The organism is Aquimarina algiphila, from assembly GCF_007489275.1.
Classification (GTDB): Bacteria; Bacteroidota; Bacteroidia; order Flavobacteriales; family Flavobacteriaceae; genus Aquimarina; species Aquimarina algiphila.
The window spans coordinates 22,476-44,301 of sequence record NZ_VLNR01000005.1; the positions used below are offsets into that span (position 1 = coordinate 22,476).

A 21,826-nucleotide genomic window follows, 5' to 3' on the forward strand; every position below is an offset into this window, starting at 1 on the left:
TACTTATGCTTTTCTAAATTTTTTCTTTTTCTTCTTTTTACCAAAAAGACGCTTAAGAAAGTTGTCTCTCTTCTCGGGTTTACAATCAATATCTTTTAATACTTCTTCAGAGATCTCCTCAAATTTACTTTTGGTTATAGGGTCAAAAATAGGGTCTTGATTCATTTTTTGATATAGCTTAGCAAAAATGGGCAATGCAGTATTAGCTCCCTGACCTAGTGCTGTTGTTTTAAATCCTATATTATAATTATCGTTTCCAACCCAAGTAATGGATACCAAGTTGGGAGTAATTGCAACAAACCATCCATCTTTATTATCTTGGGTAGTTCCTGTTTTACCGGCAATTGCATTTTCTAATTTGTAAGATGTTCTTAGTCTGGTGGCAGTACCTTCATCTATAGTAGATTTCATCATTTCCAAAAGTACTTGTCTTGTATACTCATTATAAGCCGGTATTTCTGATACTTCAGGTTCAAATGAGGCTATTAGGTTGCCATTTTTATCTTCAACTCTGGAGATATAGTAGGGTTTTACACTCTTTCCTTGATTTACATAACTTGCGTACGCTCCAGATAATTCTTTTAATTTAATACCATCTGTACCTAGAGCCATTGCAGGGTCTTCAGAAAGTGAAGCTGTAATTCCTAATTTTTTTACTTGTTCTACTACTTTAGGGATTCCCACTTCATTAAGTACTTTGACAGCTATAGTATTCACAGAGGTGCTTAGGGCTTTTTCTAACGTAAAATTGAGATAGGGGTCTTCCTCTTCTGAAGCATTTTTTGGAGTCCAGTTCTTAAGATTAGTATATGTAATTTCTTTTGCAGAAAAATAAGTACAAGGTTTCATTCCATTTTCAATTGCGGCTGTGTATACAAAGGGTTTAAATGTAGAACCTACTTGTCTTTCACTTTGTGAAACATGATCATACTTAAAATAACGATAATCTATTCCGCCAAGATAAGTTCTAACCGCACCTGTTTTTGGGTCAATAGCGATCATTCCAGTATTAAGAAATTTAAGATAGTGTTGTAGGCTATCTACAGAAGATATTTTTTTGGTAATGTTCCCATTCCATTCAAATAATTCAATGTCTTTTTTTATTGATAGAGAATCTGTAATTTGTTTCTCTGTGAGCCCTTGTTCTTTGTATGTCTTATAAATTTTGAGATTTTTAATCGCATTTTCTGCAAGCTTCTTATTGTTTTTCCATGGAGCCGAGCTTCCATATGATTTTTCATAATTACTTTGTAATATTTGCATATGTTCTTTCATCGCATCCTCTGCCAAAGATTGCATTTTATAATCCATAGTAGTGTAAACAATTAGTCCATCATTGTAAATGTCATAAATACTACTGTCTGGTTTCTTATGTTTTTCAAGAATTTTTGCTAATTCTTTTTTTACTTCTTCCCTAAAATAAGGAGCTAATCCAAGGTCATGATTAAAATGTTGGTAATCGATTTTAATAGGTTGACTCATAGTCTGATTAGATCGATTCGAACTGATATAGTTGTATTTGGTCATCTGTTGTAAAACAACATCTCTTCTTAATTGACTTCTCTCAGGAAAAAGTCTTGGATTATAACTATGATTTGCTTTTAAACTTCCTATGAGAGTAGCAGATTCTGATAAAGTTAATTGATGGGTTGGTTTATTAAAGAATTTTTGAGATGCACTCTCGATACCATATGTGTTATCTGGAAATGGTACAGTGTTGAAATATAATGTAATGATTTCCTGTTTAGAATAGATTTCTTCTATTCTTTTTGCAACAAATGATTCTTTTAGTTTATTAATTACAGTACTAAATATTGTATACTTTTTTCTGCCAAATAGATTTTTAGCTAACTGAAGAGTAATCGTACTTCCTCCCCCTGATGATTTGTCTTGTAATAAAATGGTTTTAAAAAAAACGCGTAACAAACTTTTGTTATCTACACCATCATGTTCATAGAATCTAGCATCTTCTGTTGCTACAAGAGCATCAATAAGATGTTGAGGTAGCTCCTCATATGTAATAGGTTGTCTGTCATAGATATAGTATTTACCAATCAAATGACCATCTTTATCTAATACCTGAGTGGCTTCAGCTTGTTTTAAAGAACTTAATTCTTCTTTATTTGGTAATTTCCCCCAAAAACCAAAATAAATACTGGCATAAAAGCAGACGCATATTAAAATAAGTCCGCCAATTGTGAACAGAAGCCATTTGGTCCATCTTTTTTGTACTATCTTTTTTATCATACCCCAATCTTGACAATAATAACGTTTGAAACACAAAATTATTAAGTAACATTATATAGTATATGAATTTTCTTAAACTCAGGCTTCACAAAATATTTTACTCAATGTATTTGTATTTATGATTTGGAATATTCTAAATTATAAATGTAAATAGATCAGAAAATTTACAATGGTCTCTTTTCTAGTATGTTGTTTTGATTTATAACAAGAAAAAAGAGAAATATTTTTTGTTTTTTTAAAGCTGTTTTTTTGGAAAGTTTCATTTTTTTTAAGTAGACTTGTAGTACTATATTACTCAGTGAAATACTTATTTAATTATTTGAGAATTACTTGAGGTATGTAAAAAGTTTATTCCTCAAGATTTGTGATTTATACTAATACATGCGTGCATGTTATTTGTTATTGTATACGTATTAACCTAAACCTACTACAGATCATGAAAAGAGTAATTGTTGACTACAAGAAATTAAATAAAAACATTTTAAATCTTTTAGTAGAGAAATTTCCAGATGGATATAATGATGACGATATTATCTCATTTAGAAATCAGCATAATGAAGCTATTGAAGCTGTTGAAGTAAAAACAAATGATACAATTTATTTGGTTAAAATTAGTAAGAGGCTAGCTGATTCTATGCAGAGTTTTGATGGCCCAGGTGTTGATATTCCTTCGGCAGTAAATGATGAACAGGTAGGAGAGTTAGATATCGAATAGTAATATGATTATAATTTAATTTTATTCATATTCTTTACCATTCGACTTTTTTAGGTATACCTTTCATAATTGAACTTAAAATATTTTTTAAGAACTTCATCAAAGATAAACCTATCCCTGCATTTTTTTCTGTTATGCTTTTGGAGATTAATTCTTCAAAGGTAGAGAAGTATGGAGTAATATTGTATACCAAAATCTAATGAAAGATAGTGTCAATACATCATATTAACCCTTCCTGAAGTTAATTATCTTAAATACATAAAACGCATATTTTTTTACTTAGTGAATAGGCGCTAGTGCTTTATTATATCTTTTTGTTAAGAAAATGTTATAGAAAACTTAATTTTTTTTACTTAATTTACAATCTTTCATTGCATTATATGTGATTAAAAATAAAATAATACTTAAGTAAAAGATTAGTTTAACAAATATAACCTGTCAAAAATTAAGGTGAGGGGAAGCCTGTTTGGAGGTTGTGTAATAAAAGTGAATGAAGCATAAGGGATATTATTTGCTTATTTTTTTTATTGGGATAAAGGTACATAGTCAAATATCTAATAGTACAGATAAGAGGCCATTCTTTGTAGTGCCAGAAATTTTAATAGGAAAAACAGGAGAAGCTAATACTGGTTTTCCAGAAACCAAATTACAAAAATCGTTTTTTGTGAGTTTTGGAAGACGTAGTAGAATGATTGATCAACAATGGGCAATCTTATTAGGTTATCCAAAAACGGGAGTTTCACTTGGTGTAACCGATTTTGGGAATACTGAAAAATTAGGAATGGCGTATACAGTAATGCCATTTATTGAAGTTGGAATATTTCGAAAATATTCTAGTAGATGGAATTTAAATATAGGTATGGGGAGTTCCTATATAGATAAGCAATTTCATCCAGATACCAATCCTTTTAATCAAGCCGTTACCACAAAAATTAATTGGGCTTTTAGATCATTTGTTTATTATGATATATTTAAAAAAGAGGCACTAAATTGGCGCTTGGGCTTTGGGTATACTCATTATTCTAATGGCCATACAAGATTGCCAAATCAAGGACTTAATTCATTTCTAGTTAGTTTATCTTCTAATATAGGAAAAGAAGACAAAACTTCTGATAAAGATCGAATCATTCAAAAAGAGAAAAGAATTCGTTCTTCAGAAACTTATTTTTCTGGAAGGATAGGGATTGGTCAAAATGTACTTTCTCGTATTTATAATGACAAAAAAGAAGTATATTCAATAGCGTTGTCTGCTGGTAAAATTATAAACAGAACTTTTAAGTTTGGCGCTGGGTTTTATTATCGATTTTATGAACAATATTATGATCATATAAATGAAAATGGACCGCTAATAAGCGAGCAAGTACCTAATTTTAGAGATAACCCTTACCGATATGCAACAAATTTAGGTTTTTTTGCAAGTACAGAGTTTTTAATGGGGCATGTGGGAGTAGAAATAGACCTTGGTATAAATATTTATAAACCTTTTTATAAAATTGACTGGCAACTTAGTCAAGGATATTTCTTTAAAGGAGAATATACCAGACTTGGAGAATTAGACTCATATTACCAGATAAAACGAACTATATCGTCAAAGCTAGAGATAAAATACTATTTGTTTAATACTAACAAGTCTCCTAAGAATAATATCTATATCGGGGCTAGTATTAATGCTAACCTAGGACAAGCTGATTTTTCTGATCTTAGTTTAGGGTATGTATATCGATTTAATTTTAAAGAAAGAAAACACACACGTTCTAATTAAGCTGCTTACTTTTCTTTACTCAATTCTAATAAATAATGTGCAGCAGCAAAAGGAGTAATTTTGTTTTGTTGGACCCCTTGGATTTGTGAATTTAATTCATCTTTGATTTTTGGGTTATTATAAAATGAACTTTTTAGTTGTTCTTCTATAGTTTGCAGAAGCCAAAATTTATTTTGCTGAATTCTATTTTCTTCAAAAAAGCCATTTTTAGAAGTGACCTCTTGGTATTTCAGAATCAATTCCCAAATATCTTCAATGCCAGAACCTTCTAAAGCACTACACGTTAATACTTCTGGAGACCATGTACTTTGTGCAAGTGGGTATAAATGTAATGCTTTTCTAAATTGATTTTTGGCTTTTCTAGCTCTTAATAGGTTGTCTCCATCTGCTTTATTAATGACCAGAGCATCTGCCATCTCGATGATACCTCTTTTAATACCTTGTAATTCATCTCCTGCTCCTGCTAATTTTAGCAATAAAAAGAAATCCACCATACTATGTACTGCTGTTTCACTTTGTCCTACGCCTACAGTTTCAATAATAATAACATCATATCCAGCGGCTTCACAAAGAATAATAGATTCTCTGGTTTTTTGAGCAACTCCGCCAAGGGATTTTCCTGATGGAGAAGGACGAATAAAGGCTTCTGAAGAACGTACGAGTGATTCCATTCTGGTCTTATCTCCAAGAATACTTCCATGAGATATGGTACTACTAGGATCTACAGCCAAAACTGCTACTTTCTTTCCCTTTTGAATTAATAGATTACCCAAGGCTTCTATAAAAGTACTTTTTCCCACCCCAGGAACTCCTGTAATTCCTATTCGTATAGAATTGTTTGCATAAGGAAGACACATTTCAACAAGTTGTTGAGCCTTTTTAGAATGCTTTTGCTTCGTACTTTCAATTAGAGTAATACCTTTGCTTAAAGCCGCGGTGTCTTTATTAATAATTTCGTCAAATATAACTTTTACAGAAACCTCTTTTTGTTGTAGTCTTTTAAATCTATCAATGGCATATCCTGTAGTACTAGAAGGTACTTTGGGAGATTGACTTTTATGTTTGGTTTGATCTTTAGACACAAGATAGCTTTATAGCAAAGTTATAAATTCCTTATTTGGAAACCTGAAAATTAATAGGATTGTGTTATCAAATTAAATAATTAACCTTTTACACTTTAATGGGAACCGCTACTGCGGTTCTATCCCATGCCAGGTAGAGTATGGTAAATTCATTTGCATTTTCAAAATAAATAGAAAACTGTTCTATGATATTTAATAAAGGTTGTGTAGGAACTTCTACAATAAGTGCATCAAACGCTGGATCTCTTTTTGAAGCACCATCCATGTTTACCCCCCATCCATACTCTTGACTGTTAAAAATTACTTTCCAGGATTTTTGATTTGGAATAGTCCATAAAGTATAAGTTCCAGCTTTAAGGGTGGTGCCGTCTACAAAAATGTCTTTATCTGTAGTAAAGGTCGTTGCTTCATTGGCCCCTGTTCTCCATACTTGATTATAAGGAACCAATTTTCCAAATATTTCTCTATCTTTTTTATATGGGCGATTATAAAATACTGTAAAAGTTGCATCTTTTGCTGTATGGGTAACGATTTCTTCTGGACTATGTTTTTTAGTATTTTGCTTCATAAAATACATTCCTGCAAATCCAATGATTACAAGTCCAAATAAAATAAAAACTATTCTTTTTAAAAGTTTTGGCATAATAATGTTATTTAATTTTTAAATATAGCCCTTTTACAGTTTAGAACTATGTTTATAAATTCATAAAAAAAGACCAACTTAAAATGATCTGGTTAATCTGGTAATGTTCATTGCATTTACAGCGCAAGTATTTCTGACAGTGGTTAGAACATTAAGCATGTTTTCATTTGGATGTTTGCGCTCAATAAAAGCATCAATATGATGTATTAGTGTTTGAGAGCAGTTAAGGTTTTTTTCTAAAAGATTAAATAGATCTTCAACATCATCATCATTATGTTCTACATTCTTTTTTAAATTATACATGATTTTGTGTGGTTAATAATTAATAAAAGTGTGTATGATAGTCAGTTATAGCCTAAAAACTTACTTATACAATAGTTAATTTTTTATTAATTATTTGATATTCAGTGCTTTGTTGTGAATGTATGTTTTTTATGTATAATTTTGCAACACAGTATATGTATATATCGTCTCTATATATGAATACGATTTAAAACTGTTTTTTAAATAATAATCACTAACCTAAAGTAAATTAAGTTTGTTACAAAGCGAGCTAATAGAACAATGTAGAACTAACGATCGTAGAGCGCAAATGAAACTCTATAATAAATACTGTGATGGTATGTATTATGTAGCATTGCGATTTCTTAAAGATCCGTTTGAGGCAGAGGAAGCTATGCAAGAATCTTTTATTAAGGCATTTACTAGACTTCATCAATTTACTGGTGATGTAACCTTTGGAGCTTGGCTTAAGCGTATTGTTATTAATAAAAGCATTGATATGCTTAAAGCTAAGAAAATGAATATGGTTGCAATTAATGAGCAGGTTATGACTACAGTAGAAGAACAGAATGATTGGTCAGTATCCGATTCTGTAACTGTAGATGAAGTAAAAAAAGCGATTGAGAAATTACCAGAAAAGTATAGATATGCGGTCATGCTGTTTTTGATAGAAGGATATGATCATAATGAAATAAGTGAAGTATTAGACATTACCCCTGTTTCATCAAGAACATTAGTACATAGAGGAAAAAAACAGCTACAGGAACAATTAAAACATTTGAAAGATGGCACAAGATATTAGAGAGCTATTAAAACAAGATAGACAGATTCCTTCAGAAAAAATAAAACAAGGACATGAATTCAGGTTTATGTCTAGATTAGAAAAAGAACTTCCTCAGAAAAAAACACGAAGTTTAAATTATAAATGGCTTAAGATAGCAGCCAGCATAGTTGTGATTCTTTCTATTTCGGTATTAACTTTTAATCAGCTAGGGGGAGAAAGCTCAGAAGGAATAGAAGTAGTTGATGTAAATGATTCTAATGTTGTAAATGCTACTGTGAATTTGAATAAACAATCTTCTACACTTGCAGAAATATCTCCAGAATATCAAGAAGTAGAAAATAGCATATTGACGAGTATAAAATTTCAATTATCACAGATCACGATTGATGATACAAATAGAGAATTAGTAGAAAGTTTTATGGCTCGATTGGATAATCTTGATAAAGAATATCAAAAACTAAATAGAGAATTAATAGAGGTGGGGCCAAATGTACAAAGCGTAGAGGCTATGATGGAAAACCTAACTATAAGATTATCATTATTAAATAGACTAAAAGACAAACTAAAAGAATTAGAGAGCATTGAAAATGAAAATTACAATGAGATACAAGCTTAATTGTGTTACTGTACTTGGGGTATTGTGCTGTGTAGGATTATTAGCTCAGGATAAACAAGATAAGTTAAATAAAAAATTTACCGTAGATGATGATGTAGTTGTAAATTTAAATACAAGTCATACTAATATTGTTTTTGAAACCTGGAATAAAAATTCAATAGCAGTAGAAGCGTATTTAGAAGGTAGCGGATCTAACGAAAATAGTCAACGTATACTTGATAGTTGGCAAATAAATGTAAGAGGAAATAATCGTGAAGTAACTATTAGTTCTGCCGCTGGTAATTTATGGAGTGGAAATGTTACAGCTTCTAGTATTCGAATGAGCAAAAACTTACAGGAATTAAGAATGTTGGGCCCGGTAATTACTGATATGTTGAGCCCTCTTATGGAGAACATTGAAAAAAATCCTATGCCAAGTGCTCTTTCTGATCATCAAGCTAATGTTAACTACAGTAATGGTAAGGTTAATAAGAATGATGAAAAATATATTCAACAATGGGAGAGCCAAATACGAGAAAAACTTAGCGATGATGTAAGTAAGGAAAACCAAAAATGGGCTCAGTTTGATAATACATCAAAAGGAGTGACTGGTCAAAAAGAAATTCGTGTAGAAACTTGGGGAGAACAATACGGTAGACAGATGGATGCTTGGTCTACTCAATTTTCAAAAGATGTTGAAAATCAACAAAAAGGAACTGCTAATATTACAGTATATCAATATAGTGCCAGAAAAATAAATACAAAGAACACCAGTAAAATTATAAAAATACGTATGCCCAAAGGAGCTAAGTTAAGACTTAATATCCGTCATGGGGACGTACAGTTAGCAGAAAAATCTAATGATATTAGAGCATCTCTATCGCATACAAAGCTTTCTGCTAATGTAATTGATGGTAAACAGACGTTTATTAAAGCTTCTTACTCCCCGGTATTTGTAAGAGAATGGAATAACGGTCGACTTGTGGTAAATTATGTGAAGAATTGTAGAATTCAAAATGCTAAGAATTTATTGGTCAATGCAGATTCTAGTAACATTTATATTCAGGAGCTTAGCGAAAATGGTGCCATCTCAGGAAGTTTTGGTGTGATTACCATTGCTAAGTTAGGAGAATCTTTCTCTACTTTGGATTTGGCAGTTCAAAACAGTGATTTTAAGTTAAACTTGCCAGATACAGCATTTAACTTATCATATACTGGAGCACAAAGTATAATTTCTTTACCCAAAACGTTAGAAATAAATACTAGAAAGAATTTTGGAAACGTTTTTATTAATGGGTTTAAAAAAACACGTAGTACAGACAAAATGATCACTATTAATGCAAAATATAGTGAAGTTGTATTAAATAATAAATAGTTTTTCGTAGTAAGTAATGTAGTGTTAATTATAAGAAAGCTCTATCGGTTTTTTAAACTGATAGGGCTTTTTTAGTCATTATATGTAGTAAATGTTTCCCTGCAATTAAAAAGATATGATAACCTTTTACAAGCGGTAAAACAAAAAATATTTACTACAGTTGATTGATTAATGGTATTGTATTTACACTCAGATAATATTAAATCTAAAGTATCAAATTGCATTTTTTGTACTTAATTATACAGAATAAAACGTAAGAATGATAGGTAGATGTTTCTTTTAATCTAGTGAATAATGCTTTTTATCTGGTTTTTTTAGTATTCGATAAGTGTAATCTATTAAAAATCAATGAATTAACATTAAATAAAGGAAAATTTAACATTTTTTGTGTCTTTTGTCGAAAAACAAAAACGTTTGATCTAAAAGTCTGATTTTTAATTTGTTTAACAATAATTATGTAATATCATTGTATGGTAAAACCGTAATAAATTAATATTAAACCTTATTACGAATAAAGAATACAAAGATGAAATTGATAGCATATATTTTTAGTTTATTTTTATTCTTAAACAGTTATGCAAATGACATGGATCAATCTTTAGAAGTAGAGATGGATGGTCTAGTAGTGATGGTTGTAGATTTTCAAGAGGGAGATAAAATTAAGTTATTTGAAGTAGAGACTGGAGACCATGTTTTATCAAAAACACATGGAGAGATAGATCTTAGTCAATTACCAATGGGATCTTATTTGTTAGAAAATAATGAAGGTAGATCAGTAGTTATCGAGCGTTTAGAAGAAGAAATTAGTATTGAAGGAGTTATTGAGCATAGTGAAACTGATTTTGTATTAGAAAATGATAGTGAAAGAACTTTTGTTCCTGCAGATATTAATGTAGAACAAGAATTTATCCATTACTATGAAAACGCAGAAACAAATCTTCTTGCTGTAGAAAGAGAAGGAGATATAGTTAAAGTGATAGATTTTGAAGACGGAGATAAAATTAAGTTATTTGAAGTGAAAAATACAGTTCATGTTTTATCTAAAACAACAAATTATGTTGATTTAAGTCAATTGCCTGCAGGTGTATATGTTTTAGAAAATGATAGAGGAGATTCTGTAGTATTAGAGAAGTTTGTTGACGAAGATCAAGTGGCAGATATGTAATAATAAATTGATAGATATAAAAAAAAGCCTTTCATAATTTGAAAGGTTTTTTTGTGTATTAATATATTTTGATCAATTAGGCATTCTTATTTTTAGAACAGTGTTATATCATCGGTTTACGTTTTATTTAAAATAAATGGTGAACGATAAAATAATGTATATGAATAAGGATAGAGGGTCTATGAAAGAAAGAAGTTATATGATGCTTTACATTAGGTTTATCATGTCTTTATTTTGCGTAAGATATACAAAGACAAAGATGTATAAAGATATATGAAGAATAAAAAATAGGTAAAAAAACTATGCCTGTACATCATTGTACAGGCATAGTTTTTTTACAAAAACAAAGGCTTGTTTATTTGTCTAAGTTTTTAGTCATGTTAAAGCCAGTAAATAATCCTACTCCAGCCATTAAAAAGATTGTTCCTGGATATGCTATATCTTCATCAACACCGATAGATAAATGTAAAATTCCAGCTATAAAAATCCCAATCCCAATTCCCATTAATAATAAGGATAGGTTTAAGATAAAAACTTTCCATATAGGGGTAACTCTTTTCTCTTTGCTACTATAAAAGATAGAAGCATCTGCCCCCTTTTCTATAAGTGCCATGCGTTCTTTATTTCTAGCTGCAATAAATAAATAGAATATTCCAAAAATAGATCCAAATATGGATAATGGTATTAGTGCTTCGATAAAACTCATAATTTTTGATTTAAATGATTATACTGTTCGTTTTCTAATTAAGACGAAGTATGATTCAAAGCGGTTACAAAAAAAAGATAAAAAATATATTTTGTACTTTTTATTAAAATTTATGTAACCTATACTTATACGCTATCGTCTTATGAAGAAATGAACCATCAATCAGATCAATATTATATCAATCAAGTTCTCGAAGGGCAGGTGAATGCTTTTTCTGTTTTGATAGAACGTTATCAGAACTTAGTGTACACTGTAGTATATCGTATGATCAAAAATAAAGAAGAAGCAGAAGAAGTGGCGCAGGATTCTTTTATAAAAGCATTTAAATCTCTAGATAATTATAGAGGAGATGCGAAATTTTCTACTTGGTTGTATACTATAGCATACAGAAAGAGTTTGGATGCTTTGAAGAAAAGTAAGCGTATGATAACCTCAGAACTTATCGAAGAAATTAATGAGGGTGAAATAGAATTGGTAAATGATGCATTAAATTATTTACAAGCCAAAGAACGAAAAAAGATAATTTCAAATAGTATAATGAAGCTTGCTAAAGATGAAGCTGCTATCATAACATGGTATTACTTTGACGAAAAAAGTGTAAAGGAGATTGTTGAAATGACGGATCTAACGGCAGATAATGTGAAAATAAAACTCTATCGTGGTAGAAAAAAACTATATTCGATATTGAAATATCACATTTCTCCAGAAATTAGTAGTAAAAATGGAAGAGCAATATAAAAATGATATCCAACATTTGGTTAAAGAGGCAGGATTAGAATCTCCTTCTGCAAATTTTATGAATAATATAATGAAGGAAATAGAAGTTTCTTCTCAAAAATCATTGAATTACACTCCCTTAATATCAAAAAAAACATGGTTGATAGTTGCTTTGGTGATTGTGTCAATACTAGGGATTTTATTGCTTTTGTCTGATAATGAAGTATCTATTTTGCATACCATTGACTTTTCTTTTTTAAAGGTTATAGATCTGGATAATCCATTTTCAGACTTTACACTTCATAAGACAACCCTCTATGGTATATTATTTCTCGCACTTTTATTTTTTGTACAAATACCAATACTAAAGAGAAGAATAGATAGTAGTTTTTAGAGGTGATTAGTATATCTCCCGGGAAATATTTTTTAAACTGCAACACATTTTCTATTTTACAGATCTATTAATTAGGGATCATATCATCTAAATGGAAAGAAGAATTTGTGTTATAGGAGCAGGTCCTAGCGGAATAACAGCGTTAAAAAATATAAAAGATAAGGAGCTTAATGTCATCTGTTTCGACAGAAATAATGAAGTAGGAGGTAATTGGATCTATTCAGAAGAAGAAAGCCATTCTAGTGTTTTTGAAACTACCCATATAATAAGTTCTAAAACATTATCACAATATGAAGATTTTACTTTTGACGATTTTGATGAAACAGTAGCCGATTATCCTTCTCATGACGAGTTAAGACGTTATTTTCAAGCCTATGCCAGACATTTTGAGCTATACCCTTATATTCAATTTGAGACTTCGGTACAACATTGTAAACGTATACATAAAAATGAATGGCATATTACTATAACACATAAGGGAAAACAGTATACAGAGATTTTTACAGATTTAGTGATTTGCAATGGTCATCATTCTGTACCTAGAGTACCAAAATATTCGGGTATGTTTACAGGTCAGTTTATACATTCTCATCATTATAAAAAAGCTTCGCCTTTTGCAGATAAAAGAGTTTTGGTAATCGGTGGTGGTAACTCTGCTTGTGATGTGGCAGTAGAAACTAGTAGGGTAAGTAAAAAAACAAGTATTAGCTGGAGGAGAGGCTATCGTATTATCCCTAAATTTTTCTTTGGACTACCCTCTGATATTGTAGGAGCTCGTTCATCATGGATGCCTGTAAAAATTAGAAGCTGGCTTAATGACAAATTGTTAAACTTGATGTTAGGTAAAAATAAGCTATATGGATTACCAGAAGTGAAAACAAAATTTGGAGAAACACACCCAACAATAAATGATGAATTATTATATAAAATTCGTCATGGTAAAGTACATCCTAAGAAAGATATTGAGCGACTAAATGAGAAGATGGTTTATTTTAAAGATGGCACAAGTGAAGAGTTTGATGTAATCATAGCTTGCACAGGATATATTTTGAAACATACATTTTTTGATAGATCGTTTATTGATTATAGTAGCGGACCAGTGCCTTTGTATTTAAAAATGTTTCATCAAGAATATCATGATCTGTTTTTTATTGGGATGTTTCAACCTTTAGGGTGTATTTGGCCGGGAGCAGAATTACAGAGTAAGATTTTAGCAAATTATTTAGTGGGAGAATGGGAAATGCCTTCTACTATTGAAAAACTGTGCCAACGTGAAGTGACTCATCCACATTATAAGCAAATTAATACGCCTAGACATACTATAACAGTGGATTATCATTTGTTTAAGAAAGAACTGCTAAAACAATTACCCAAAAAATGGAAGTCGAAAATACCAAAAACTATTTCACAAAGTACTTAGATAATGAATGATAATTTTAAAAAAAAGATAAAAAATATCTCACATGATTTTATTTCTGTGGTAGATTCAGAATTCGTTAAAGAAGATTATGTTGCGATTGATCTTTCTGCGACCAATCCAGACTTAGATACTATAAATGTATCCTCTTCAAGAGCATTTGAGGTGTATATAAAGGAATATATAGCTCAAAACAAAGCAAAGGTAGCTTATGGTGGTTATAATGAAGTAAGGGGGATTTATAGCAGGAGTTCTCATTTTAATCAGCATAATCCAGAAACAGAACGTAATATTCATTTGGGGATAGATATTTGGTGTGATGCAGAAACCAAAATACTCGCCCCTCTTGATGGTAAAATTCATAGCTTCAAAAACAATAATAATTTTGGAGATTACGGGCCAACCATTATTCTAGAACATGCATTAGATGATGTTGTGTTTTATAGCTTGTATGGGCATTTAAGTTTAGGGTCACTTTCAGGAATTACTGTTGGAGACCCTGTAAAAGCGGGACAAACTATAGCTGCTTTGGGAACTGCATCAGTAAATGGAGATTATGCTCCTCATTTGCATTTTCAGGTTATTAAAGATATGCAAGGAAATATTGGAGATTACCCTGGAGTTTCTAATAAAAAAGACCTGGAGTTTTATTTGCAAAATTGCCCAGACCCTAATCTTTTGTTGAAAATATAGTTGTTTAATACTATGTACCCCACTAAAAAAAATATTCTATAAAAATAAAGGTGCTCATTTAATGAACACCTTTGTCTTTTTAGTATTAGAGCTATACAAAATTAATCTAGTATAACACTATCTATCGGAATAGTTAGCGTTTTTCTTGGCCCTTGATTATTAGTAATATCAAGATCTAACTGTTGTAAGAAAAAATCTTGACTATTAAAAAGCCTAACTTCCACAATGCTAATAGTCACTTTACCATCTGCAGGCATTTGAAACTTTATTGCTTCAGCGTAAGCATCTACATATTTTGTTCCATCAGGATTTTCTGAAACATTTATCTGTACTATGTCTGTTGGATTAGATTGATTTAGTAATTCTGTGCCAGAACTATCTTTCACAGAATATTGTATAGTCATTTCTGTGAATTGAGCACTAGATTGTGGATCCACATCTAAATATGCAAATAATTGCATAACTACTTCAGAATTTGCAGGAGCAGTATATAAACCTGTATTTTGATTAAGTGTTATAGGGTCTGCGATAACATTAAAACCTCTAGTTTCCGAGATTGAATTATCTTCTACCGAGGTAATAATAACACTTGTGTTCCCTGGGGTGATGGCCTTGGCAAACCCTCTTGATATTTCTAAAATACTTGGATTAGTTGACGTGAATATAAGTTCTTGATTTGTGGCATCTACTGGTAGTATTTTTGGATAAAGATTCTGTTGTTGCCCAACAAATAATGAGCGTGGATTATCATAGTAAAAAATAAAACCGGTAATTGGGATAGGGTCTTTTACCACACGTAACATTACAGAATCGGTCAAATCAGGATTGCTGGCAGATGTTGCTGTAATGGCTACGGTTCCTAATGCCACACCAGCTACATTACCATCATTGTCTACAGTCGCAATGCTCGGATCGCTCGATGTAAATACAAAATCTCTTATATCATCTGGTTTTACATTAAAGTCATTGATTTGAATTTTTTGTACGCCACCAATTAAAATAGAAGATCTTCTTGGTTGTGTAGAGATAAATCGATCACCATTTGGTATTCTTTCAGTTACTGTTATTTCTATTGATTGGGTTATTTGGGGATTGTCTACCGAGGAGGCAGTAATTGTAATTACTCCTATTTTTGGTTTAGTGTGTACATAACCAGATTCATCTACTGTGGCGATTGATTCATCACTACTTGTCCAGTTAAGATCTACAGCATTTGCATCTATAGGAGAAAATATAGGGATTAATTGTAACCAATCGCTTGCTGGGTAGCTTATTGATGCTCCTCTAAAAAATGCGAAACCAGTTAAAGGGATTTCATCTGAGCTGGGTAATGTTGTGAATTCAAAATCTAAAGCAACTGATTTTTGATTCGTACTTATTGCTAACAATATTCCTTTGTACAATGTTTTGGGTTCTAAATTTTCAAAAATGTACGTGTTATTTGTAAGACTATTGGCAATTAAATCTCCTTCTAGATATATGTTATAAGTGATTTGAGATCCATCACTTATAGTAGCTGTATCCCAATTAAGCGTTGCACCATTATTGATGATACTATTTACTGTAATATTCGAAATTTCTGGTGTTGGAGCACTAGGATCTGCAAATTGTTTCGTTTTAACAATAAAAGAGATAGGATCTAATTCAATACTTTCTTTAGCATTTTTATGATTGGTCTTACTATTTAATAATGAAGTTTTACTATCTACAGTTTTTGGTACAATACGACCAGAATATTCTGTATTCGCTTCTAATTTAGTTAAAGTGTAATCTGTATCTTCGTTACTGTCCTTAATTTTGGTATCCCCCAAATAAATGTCATATACTACCTCTTCGTTATTTGGTCCGGAAACCGCTGACCATTTTAGATTAACCAAATTAAATGAAATATCATTATCCTCGAATTGAATGTCTGAGTTTTCAGAATTTTCATTGTCGGGGTTTATAGGATCAGCTTCATCTTCACTACAACCTATCCCTAATAGAACTATCGATAAGAAAAGTATCGATTTTGTTATATATTTTTTCATAGCAAATGAATAGTGATTTACATTAGTATTGTGACTCTGCATATTTGATTGTTTCTTAGACATCATAATATTAGAATGTTTGTTTAGAATTTTAATTATTTTTTGTTTTCCCCAAAACCATCTTCTTTAGTAGAAGGTGTATTATACACGTTTAATTTTAAAAGGCAACGCTTCCTTTATTTTTTACAAAAAAAGTAAATGTAGAGAAAGATGGTACGTATTAACAAAGTAAGATTAGTGATATTTATAAATTTGGACTAGTTTATGAGGTGTTTGCTGAAGAGTAAGTTGTTGTTTTTGATTGGTTTATGGGTTTTTGGATATAGAAATACACATCAATCAATATAGTTTAAGTAAAAAACAAAAAACCTGAAGAATTAACTTCAGGTTTTTAAATAATGTATAGAGTTTATACAGTTTTATTCGTTAACCAAAACCCATTCTCCTTTTTCGATTAATGGGATAGCTTGTTTGTATTTTACGGTTTTGTTCTCTCCACTCATTACATGTTTGATAGTAACTCTGTCGTTACGTCCGATTTTTGGTTGTTCACGTACAATAGTCTCAGTAACTTGTGGTTGGCCTTGAGTTTGCCCTGCAGCTCTATTTTGAGCGGCACGCTCATCCATATTAGGTATTTCTTCTTTAGAAGTTTCCAGGTTTTCTCTTTTTCGTACTTGACGAGCTTCAGAGATGTCTTGTGAGTCGCCAGTTGGTAATTCACCCTTAAATAAAAATGAAATAACATCTTTATTAACTTCTTCAATCATTACTTTAAACAATTCAAAAGCTTCAAATTTGTAAATTAGTAATGGATCTTTCTGTTCATGAACTGCTAATTGTACACTCTGTTTTAATTCATCCATTTTACGAAGATGAGTTTTCCAGGCATCATCAATAATAGCAAGTGTAATATTTTTTTCGAAATCAGTAATTAATTGTTTTCCTTCAGTTTCACATGCTTTCTTTAAGTTTGTGATTACTTCAAGACTTTTTACTCCATCTGTAAAAGGAACTCTGATTGGAATTTTATCAACATCTGGATTGCTTTTCGATAAGTTTTCATATACTTGTTTAAGTACAGGGTAAGCTGTATCAGCGTTACGTTTCATTTTATCCTGATAATGCTGATATGCTACTTTATATACTTCTCCGGCGATCTTCTGCGCATCCATTTTTTCAAATTCTTGTTCAGAAATCGGACTACTCATAGAAAAGTATCGAATCAATTCAAATTCAAAATTTTTAAAATCTTGTGCTCCTTTGTTTCCTTCTGTGATTACTTCTACAGTATCATAGATCATATTGGCGATATCCACACGAAGACGTTCCCCAAAAAGTGCATGATAACGACGTTTGTACACCACTTCACGTTGAGCATTCATTACATCGTCATATTCTAGAAGTCGTTTACGTACTCCAAAATTATTCTCTTCAACTTTTTTCTGGGCTCTTTCAATAGATTTAGAGATCATAGAGTGTTGAATTACTTCTCCCTCTTTTAATCCCATTCTATCCATCATTTTTGCAATTCGTTCAGAACCAAATAAACGCATTAAGTTATCTTCTAAGGACACATAGAACTGTGAACTTCCTGGATCTCCTTGACGACCAGCACGACCACGTAATTGTCTATCTACACGACGAGAATCATGACGTTCTGTTCCTACAATTGCAAGACCTCCCGCAGCTTTGACTTCGTCTGATAATTTGATATCGGTACCACGTCCTGCCATATTGGTTGCAATAGTTACAACTCCTGGATTACCAGCTTCAGCTACAATATCAGCTTCTTTTTTATGAAGTTTTGCGTTTAAGACATTATGTGGGACTTTACGAATAGTAAGCATTCGACCTAATAATTCAGAAATCTCTACAGAAGTTGTACCAATTAATACAGGTCTTCCTGCACGAGATAACTCTGTAACTTGTTCTATAACAGCATTATATTTTTCGCGTTTGGTTTTGTATACCAAATCTTCCATGTCTTTTCTGGCAATAGGTCTGTTGGTTGGTATTTCTACAACATCTAATTTATAGATTTCCCAAAGTTCTCCAGCTTCAGTTACTGCAGTACCAGTCATCCCAGATAACTTACCGTACATTCTGAAGTAATTTTGAAGAGTTACCGTTGCAAAAGTTTGAGTTGCGTCTTCAATTTTTACGTTTTCTTTTGCTTCAATTGCCTGATGTAACCCATCACTATATCGACGTCCATCCATGATACGACCTGTCTGTTCGTCAACAATTTTTACCTTATTGTCCATAACCACATATTCAACATCTTTTTCAAATAAAGAATATGCTTTTAATAATTGGCGAAGGGTATGAATACGTTCACTCTTTACACTATAGTCTCTAAAAAGATCTTCTTTCTTTTCTGCTTCGTCTTCTTTGGATAATCCTTCACCTTCGATTTTGGCGATTTCCATTCCAATCTGTGGTAAAACAAAGAAATCAGGATTTTCTTTACCAGAAAGATAATCTACTCCTTTATCAGTAAGATCTATTTGGTTGTTTTTTTCTTCAATTACATAATATAAATCGGCATCAATCTTGTGCATTTCACGATTGTTGTCCTGCATATAGAAGTTTTCTGTTTTTTGAAGTAGTTGTTTAACTCCTTCTTCACTTAAAAACTTAATCAATGCTTTGTTTTTAGGAATTCCTCGATATACCTGTAGTAATTTAAATCCACCTTCTTTAGCGTCTCCTTCTTTTATTAGCTTTTTGGCTTCTGCAAGGACTGTAGTAAGGTACTTTTGTTGTACAGAAACAACATCTGCAATTTTTGGTTTTAACTCATCAAATTCATGAACATCTCCTTTTGGAATAGCTCCAGATATAATAAGAGGTGTACGTGCGTCATCAATTAATACAGAATCTACCTCATCAATAATAGCATAATTATGAGGGCGTTGTACTAAATCCTCTGGTGCATGAGACATATTATCTCTTAAATAATCAAAGCCAAATTCATTGTTGGTACCGTATGTGATATCAGCATTATAAGCAGCTCTACGCTCTGCAGAGTTAGGTCTATGGTTATCAATACAATCTACCGTAAGTCCGTGAAATTGAAAAATAGGTGCCATCCATTCGCTATCACGACGGGCAAGATAATCATTTACAGTAACCAGGTGAACCCCATTACCAGATAGTGCATTAAGATATACAGGAAGCGTTGCTACCAGAGTTTTTCCTTCCCCTGTTTGCATTTCTGCTACTTTTCCTTCATGCAACGTGACTCCTCCTACAAGTTGTACATCGTAGTGTACCATATCCCATTTTACTTCTTTACCTGCAGCATCCCAGCTTGTAGACCAAATTGCTTTTTCGCCGTCAAGGGTGATATGGTCTCTGGTTCCAGAGAGTTCACGATCGTATGCAGATGCAGTAACTTCTATTGATGTATTCTCAGCAAAACGTTTTGCAGTTTCTTTTACAACGGCAAAAGCTTCGGGAAGGATATCGTTTAAAGCTTTTTCTGTAGCTTTGTATGCATCTTCTTTTAAGACATCAATTTCACCATAAATATCTTCTTTTCTATCAATATCTTCTGTGTCATCAGCTTCTTTGATAAGTACTTCAATCTTTTCATTGATTTTTTCACGAGCTTCATTAATGCTATTTTTGAATTCAATAGTTTTAGCACGTAATTCATCATGAGAAAGGCTAGATAATGCCTTTTCTGCTTGTTTTATAAGTTCAACCTTTGGTTGAATCTCTTTAATGTCTTTTTTGGATTTATCTCCAACAAATACTTTTAATACAGAATCTAAAATTCCCATAATATATGGTTGTGTTGTTTATTGAGATTTTAATTTCAAAATGAAACTAATTGGTTTAACCTACTAAATGAGGTAACGTCAAGTCTGATTCCAATCATTTTGGAATACATGCTTATCTCAAGACCTAAAAAGGTCTGATTATACAATACTTTTAAGCAGTAAATAACCACAAAAGCGGCGTAATTTACGCAAAAAAAAAGCCTCTTGCGAGACTTTTAATACTATTTCATTTATTTAATATTCATCCTCATTCCAAAGATAATCTTCATCGGTAGGATAATCAGGCCATATTTCCTCTATAGAGTCATATGAATCTCCTTCATCTTCAATTGCTTGCAGGTTTTCTACAACCTCTAAAGGTGCTCCAGTACGAATTGCGTAATCTATCAACTCGTCTTTTGTAGCTGGCCAAGGTGCATCACTTAAATATGATGCTAATTCTAAAGTCCAATACATATGCTTACTGGTTTAATTTTTTGCAAAAATAATTTTTTAGTTTAAAAAGTCAAGTAAAAAATTAATTATTTAAACAATAATTATAAGAACGTGATTTTTTAGGGTTTCCTATAAGAAACTTTTTAACAGTAGAATTTTAAGATTTTTTTGCGGGAATCCATTTTATTTCTTCTGCTCTTAAATCGTGGGACAACTTTCGTGCCAGTACAAAAAGGTAGTCAGATAGTCGGTTTAGGTATTGTAATGTAGCTTCTTCAAAAGGTGATATTTCATATAATGCTGTCGCTAAACGCTCAGCTCTTCTGCATACACAACGAGCAATGTGACAGAATGACACAGTTTGATGGCCTCCAGGTAATACAAAATGTGTCATTGGTGGCAAAGATTCATTCATACGATCAATTTCATTTTCCAGAAGTTCTATGTCTTCTATAGAAATAGTAGGTATATTAAGTCTTTTCTGACCACTTTTAAGAATAGCTTTTTCTGGATCAGTTGCTAAAACAGCTCCTACAGCAAAAAGTTTATCTTGTATTTTAATTAATACTTGTTTACTGAGTTCATCGATTTTTTGATCTCTGATAAGACCTATATGTGAATTTAGTTCATCAACAGTGCCATAACTATCTATACGAATATGATGTTTGGGAACTCTGGTTCCTCCAAATAGAGCAGTAGTTCCTTTATCACCTGTTTTTGTATATATCTTCATTTGAATTATATTTTAATACTATTTATTTTTCTTTTTCTTTAAATAATTCTTTCTAAAATTACGCTTATCACGATCATACAGCTTGCTTTTGTTTCGTTTTGTATTCCATGAAATGATAATAAATAAGACAGCGATGATAATAACCACTAAGATGAGTTGTGTTTCTTCAGAAAGAGCATCTAACATTATTCCTACTTTTTAGGTAAAAGTAGCAAAAAACGTTTCAACCGCATAGTAAGAATACTATAGTATTTATAAAG

The 21,826-nt window shown here is 31.5% G+C and carries 20 protein-coding genes; 10 read left to right on the forward strand and 10 right to left on the reverse strand.

The features are described from left to right. Positions 1 to 3: 3 nt before the first annotated feature. Positions 4 to 2,247 (reverse strand): transglycosylase domain-containing protein, encoded by a 2,244-nt coding sequence (locus FOF46_RS03405; RefSeq protein WP_143915462.1) that lies wholly within the window; start codon positions 2,245 to 2,247, stop codon positions 4 to 6. 436 nt (positions 2,248 to 2,683) lie between these two features. Here FOF46_RS03405 and FOF46_RS03410 point away from each other — a divergent pair, with 436 nt between their 5' ends. Continuing rightward, positions 2,684 to 2,962, forward strand: a complete 279-nt coding sequence (locus tag FOF46_RS03410; RefSeq protein WP_143915463.1) for a hypothetical protein — start codon at positions 2,684 to 2,686, stop codon at positions 2,960 to 2,962. Between the two features lie 490 nt (positions 2,963 to 3,452). Then, positions 3,453 to 4,724 (forward strand): acyloxyacyl hydrolase, encoded by a 1,272-nt coding sequence (locus tag FOF46_RS03415; protein WP_143915464.1) that lies wholly within the window; start codon positions 3,453 to 3,455, stop codon positions 4,722 to 4,724. Positions 4,725 to 4,729: 5 nt separating this feature from the next. On the opposite strand, the gene meaB is transcribed toward FOF46_RS03415, so the two are convergent. The 3 genes from meaB to FOF46_RS03430 all read right to left on the reverse strand — a co-directional run bounded on the left by meaB (position 4,730) and on the right by FOF46_RS03430 (position 6,752). Then, a complete protein-coding gene (gene meaB / locus FOF46_RS03420) occupies positions 4,730 to 5,806 on the reverse strand; it encodes a methylmalonyl Co-A mutase-associated GTPase MeaB (protein ID WP_143915465.1) in 1,077 nt (358 codons plus the stop codon). A gap of 88 nt (positions 5,807 to 5,894) precedes the next feature. Next, entirely contained in the window at positions 5,895 to 6,449 is a 555-nt protein-coding gene (locus FOF46_RS03425) for a DUF2911 domain-containing protein (protein WP_143915466.1), read from the reverse strand. Between the two features lie 78 nt (positions 6,450 to 6,527). Continuing rightward, positions 6,528 to 6,752, reverse strand: a complete 225-nt coding sequence (locus tag FOF46_RS03430) for a hypothetical protein (RefSeq protein ID WP_143915467.1) — start codon at positions 6,750 to 6,752, stop codon at positions 6,528 to 6,530. A gap of 289 nt (positions 6,753 to 7,041) precedes the next feature. Between FOF46_RS03430 and FOF46_RS03435 the strand changes: the two genes are divergently transcribed. The 4 genes from FOF46_RS03435 (at position 7,042) to FOF46_RS03450 (ending at position 10,650) form a co-directional block, all read left to right on the forward strand. Beyond that, positions 7,042 to 7,533 carry an RNA polymerase sigma factor gene (locus FOF46_RS03435; protein ID WP_109437258.1) on the forward strand — a complete coding sequence of 164 codons (492 nt, stop codon included), beginning with the start codon at positions 7,042 to 7,044 and terminating at the stop codon, positions 7,531 to 7,533. Continuing rightward, the gene (locus FOF46_RS03440; RefSeq protein ID WP_143915468.1) at positions 7,517 to 8,131 is read left to right on the forward strand and encodes a hypothetical protein; all 615 of its coding nucleotides are present in this window, start codon (positions 7,517 to 7,519) and stop codon (positions 8,129 to 8,131) included. The genes FOF46_RS03435 and FOF46_RS03440 overlap by 17 nt, the downstream gene beginning before the upstream one ends. After that, positions 8,115 to 9,485, forward strand: coding sequence for a hypothetical protein (locus FOF46_RS03445; protein ID WP_143915469.1), 1,371 nt, complete (start codon positions 8,115 to 8,117; stop codon positions 9,483 to 9,485). The genes FOF46_RS03440 and FOF46_RS03445 overlap by 17 nt, the downstream gene beginning before the upstream one ends. A gap of 526 nt (positions 9,486 to 10,011) precedes the next feature. Next, entirely contained in the window at positions 10,012 to 10,650 is a 639-nt protein-coding gene (locus FOF46_RS03450) for a hypothetical protein (protein WP_109437187.1), read from the forward strand. Positions 10,651 to 11,005: 355 nt separating this feature from the next. On the opposite strand, the gene FOF46_RS03455 is transcribed toward FOF46_RS03450, so the two are convergent. Further along, on the reverse strand, positions 11,006 to 11,356 hold the full coding sequence (locus FOF46_RS03455; RefSeq protein WP_109437186.1) for a DUF6249 domain-containing protein: 351 nt from the start codon (positions 11,354 to 11,356) through the stop codon (positions 11,006 to 11,008). A gap of 150 nt (positions 11,357 to 11,506) precedes the next feature. Between FOF46_RS03455 and FOF46_RS03460 the strand changes: the two genes are divergently transcribed. The 4 genes from FOF46_RS03460 to FOF46_RS03475 all read left to right on the forward strand — a co-directional run bounded on the left by FOF46_RS03460 (position 11,507) and on the right by FOF46_RS03475 (position 14,577). Continuing rightward, entirely contained in the window at positions 11,507 to 12,094 is a 588-nt protein-coding gene (locus tag FOF46_RS03460) for an RNA polymerase sigma factor (protein WP_143915470.1), read from the forward strand. Further along, positions 12,078 to 12,467 carry a hypothetical protein gene (locus FOF46_RS03465; protein WP_109437184.1) on the forward strand — a complete coding sequence of 130 codons (390 nt, stop codon included), beginning with the start codon at positions 12,078 to 12,080 and terminating at the stop codon, positions 12,465 to 12,467. Before FOF46_RS03460 ends, FOF46_RS03465 begins: the two co-directional genes overlap by 17 nt. A gap of 91 nt (positions 12,468 to 12,558) precedes the next feature. After that, entirely contained in the window at positions 12,559 to 13,887 is a 1,329-nt protein-coding gene (locus tag FOF46_RS03470; RefSeq protein WP_143915471.1) for a flavin-containing monooxygenase, read from the forward strand. A 3-nt stretch (positions 13,888 to 13,890) separates the two neighbouring features. After that, on the forward strand, positions 13,891 to 14,577 hold the full coding sequence (locus FOF46_RS03475) for a peptidoglycan DD-metalloendopeptidase family protein (protein ID WP_109437182.1): 687 nt from the start codon (positions 13,891 to 13,893) through the stop codon (positions 14,575 to 14,577). 101 nt (positions 14,578 to 14,678) lie between these two features. Here the strand turns inward: FOF46_RS03475 and FOF46_RS03480 are convergent, their stop codons facing one another. The 5 genes from FOF46_RS03480 to FOF46_RS31320 form a co-directional block, all read right to left on the reverse strand. Beyond that, positions 14,679 to 16,607, reverse strand: a complete 1,929-nt coding sequence (locus FOF46_RS03480) for an Ig-like domain-containing protein (RefSeq protein ID WP_167571734.1) — start codon at positions 16,605 to 16,607, stop codon at positions 14,679 to 14,681. A 419-nt stretch (positions 16,608 to 17,026) separates the two neighbouring features. Continuing rightward, complete coding sequence (secA, locus tag FOF46_RS03485; protein WP_109437180.1) at positions 17,027 to 20,398, reverse strand: preprotein translocase subunit SecA; 3,372 nt, start codon at positions 20,396 to 20,398, stop codon at positions 17,027 to 17,029. Between the two features lie 234 nt (positions 20,399 to 20,632). Further along, the gene (locus FOF46_RS03490) at positions 20,633 to 20,854 is read right to left on the reverse strand and encodes a DUF2795 domain-containing protein (protein WP_008272287.1); all 222 of its coding nucleotides are present in this window, start codon (positions 20,852 to 20,854) and stop codon (positions 20,633 to 20,635) included. A 136-nt stretch (positions 20,855 to 20,990) separates the two neighbouring features. Then, positions 20,991 to 21,566: a cob(I)yrinic acid a,c-diamide adenosyltransferase gene (locus tag FOF46_RS03495; protein WP_109437179.1), complete on the reverse strand. Its 576-nt coding sequence runs from the start codon at positions 21,564 to 21,566 to the stop codon at positions 20,991 to 20,993. Between the two features lie 18 nt (positions 21,567 to 21,584). After that, positions 21,585 to 21,752, reverse strand: a complete 168-nt coding sequence (locus FOF46_RS31320) for a hypothetical protein (RefSeq protein WP_167571735.1) — start codon at positions 21,750 to 21,752, stop codon at positions 21,585 to 21,587. Between the last annotated feature and the right edge of the window lie 74 nt (positions 21,753 to 21,826).

Bases quoted from the DNA above. Each gene is read 5' to 3' on its own strand.
- FOF46_RS03405 (WP_143915462.1), bottom strand. From the start codon at position 2,247: ATGATAAAAAAGATAGTACAAAAAAGATGGACCAAATGGCTTCTGTTC.
- FOF46_RS03410 (WP_143915463.1), top strand. From the start codon at position 2,684: ATGAAAAGAGTAATTGTTGACTACAAGAAATTAAATAAAAACATTTTA.
- FOF46_RS03415 (WP_143915464.1), top strand. From the start codon at position 3,453: ATGAAGCATAAGGGATATTATTTGCTTATTTTTTTTATTGGGATAAAG.
- FOF46_RS03425 (WP_143915466.1), bottom strand. From the start codon at position 6,449: ATGCCAAAACTTTTAAAAAGAATAGTTTTTATTTTATTTGGACTTGTA.
- FOF46_RS03430 (WP_143915467.1), bottom strand. From the start codon at position 6,752: ATGTATAATTTAAAAAAGAATGTAGAACATAATGATGATGATGTTGAA.
- FOF46_RS03435 (WP_109437258.1), top strand. From the start codon at position 7,042: ATGAAACTCTATAATAAATACTGTGATGGTATGTATTATGTAGCATTG.
- FOF46_RS03440 (WP_143915468.1), top strand. From the start codon at position 7,517: ATGGCACAAGATATTAGAGAGCTATTAAAACAAGATAGACAGATTCCT.
- FOF46_RS03445 (WP_143915469.1), top strand. From the start codon at position 8,115: ATGAGATACAAGCTTAATTGTGTTACTGTACTTGGGGTATTGTGCTGT.
- FOF46_RS03450 (WP_109437187.1), top strand. From the start codon at position 10,012: ATGAAATTGATAGCATATATTTTTAGTTTATTTTTATTCTTAAACAGT.
- FOF46_RS03455 (WP_109437186.1), bottom strand. From the start codon at position 11,356: ATGAGTTTTATCGAAGCACTAATACCATTATCCATATTTGGATCTATT.
- FOF46_RS03460 (WP_143915470.1), top strand. From the start codon at position 11,507: ATGAACCATCAATCAGATCAATATTATATCAATCAAGTTCTCGAAGGG.
- FOF46_RS03465 (WP_109437184.1), top strand. From the start codon at position 12,078: ATGGAAGAGCAATATAAAAATGATATCCAACATTTGGTTAAAGAGGCA.
- FOF46_RS03470 (WP_143915471.1), top strand. From the start codon at position 12,559: ATGGAAAGAAGAATTTGTGTTATAGGAGCAGGTCCTAGCGGAATAACA.
- FOF46_RS03475 (WP_109437182.1), top strand. From the start codon at position 13,891: ATGAATGATAATTTTAAAAAAAAGATAAAAAATATCTCACATGATTTT.
- FOF46_RS03480 (WP_167571734.1), bottom strand. From the start codon at position 16,607: ATGAAAAAATATATAACAAAATCGATACTTTTCTTATCGATAGTTCTA.
- secA (WP_109437180.1), bottom strand. From the start codon at position 20,398: ATGGGAATTTTAGATTCTGTATTAAAAGTATTTGTTGGAGATAAATCC.
- FOF46_RS03490 (WP_008272287.1), bottom strand. From the start codon at position 20,854: ATGTATTGGACTTTAGAATTAGCATCATATTTAAGTGATGCACCTTGG.
- FOF46_RS03495 (WP_109437179.1), bottom strand. From the start codon at position 21,566: ATGAAGATATATACAAAAACAGGTGATAAAGGAACTACTGCTCTATTT.
- FOF46_RS31320 (WP_167571735.1), bottom strand. From the start codon at position 21,752: ATGTTAGATGCTCTTTCTGAAGAAACACAACTCATCTTAGTGGTTATT.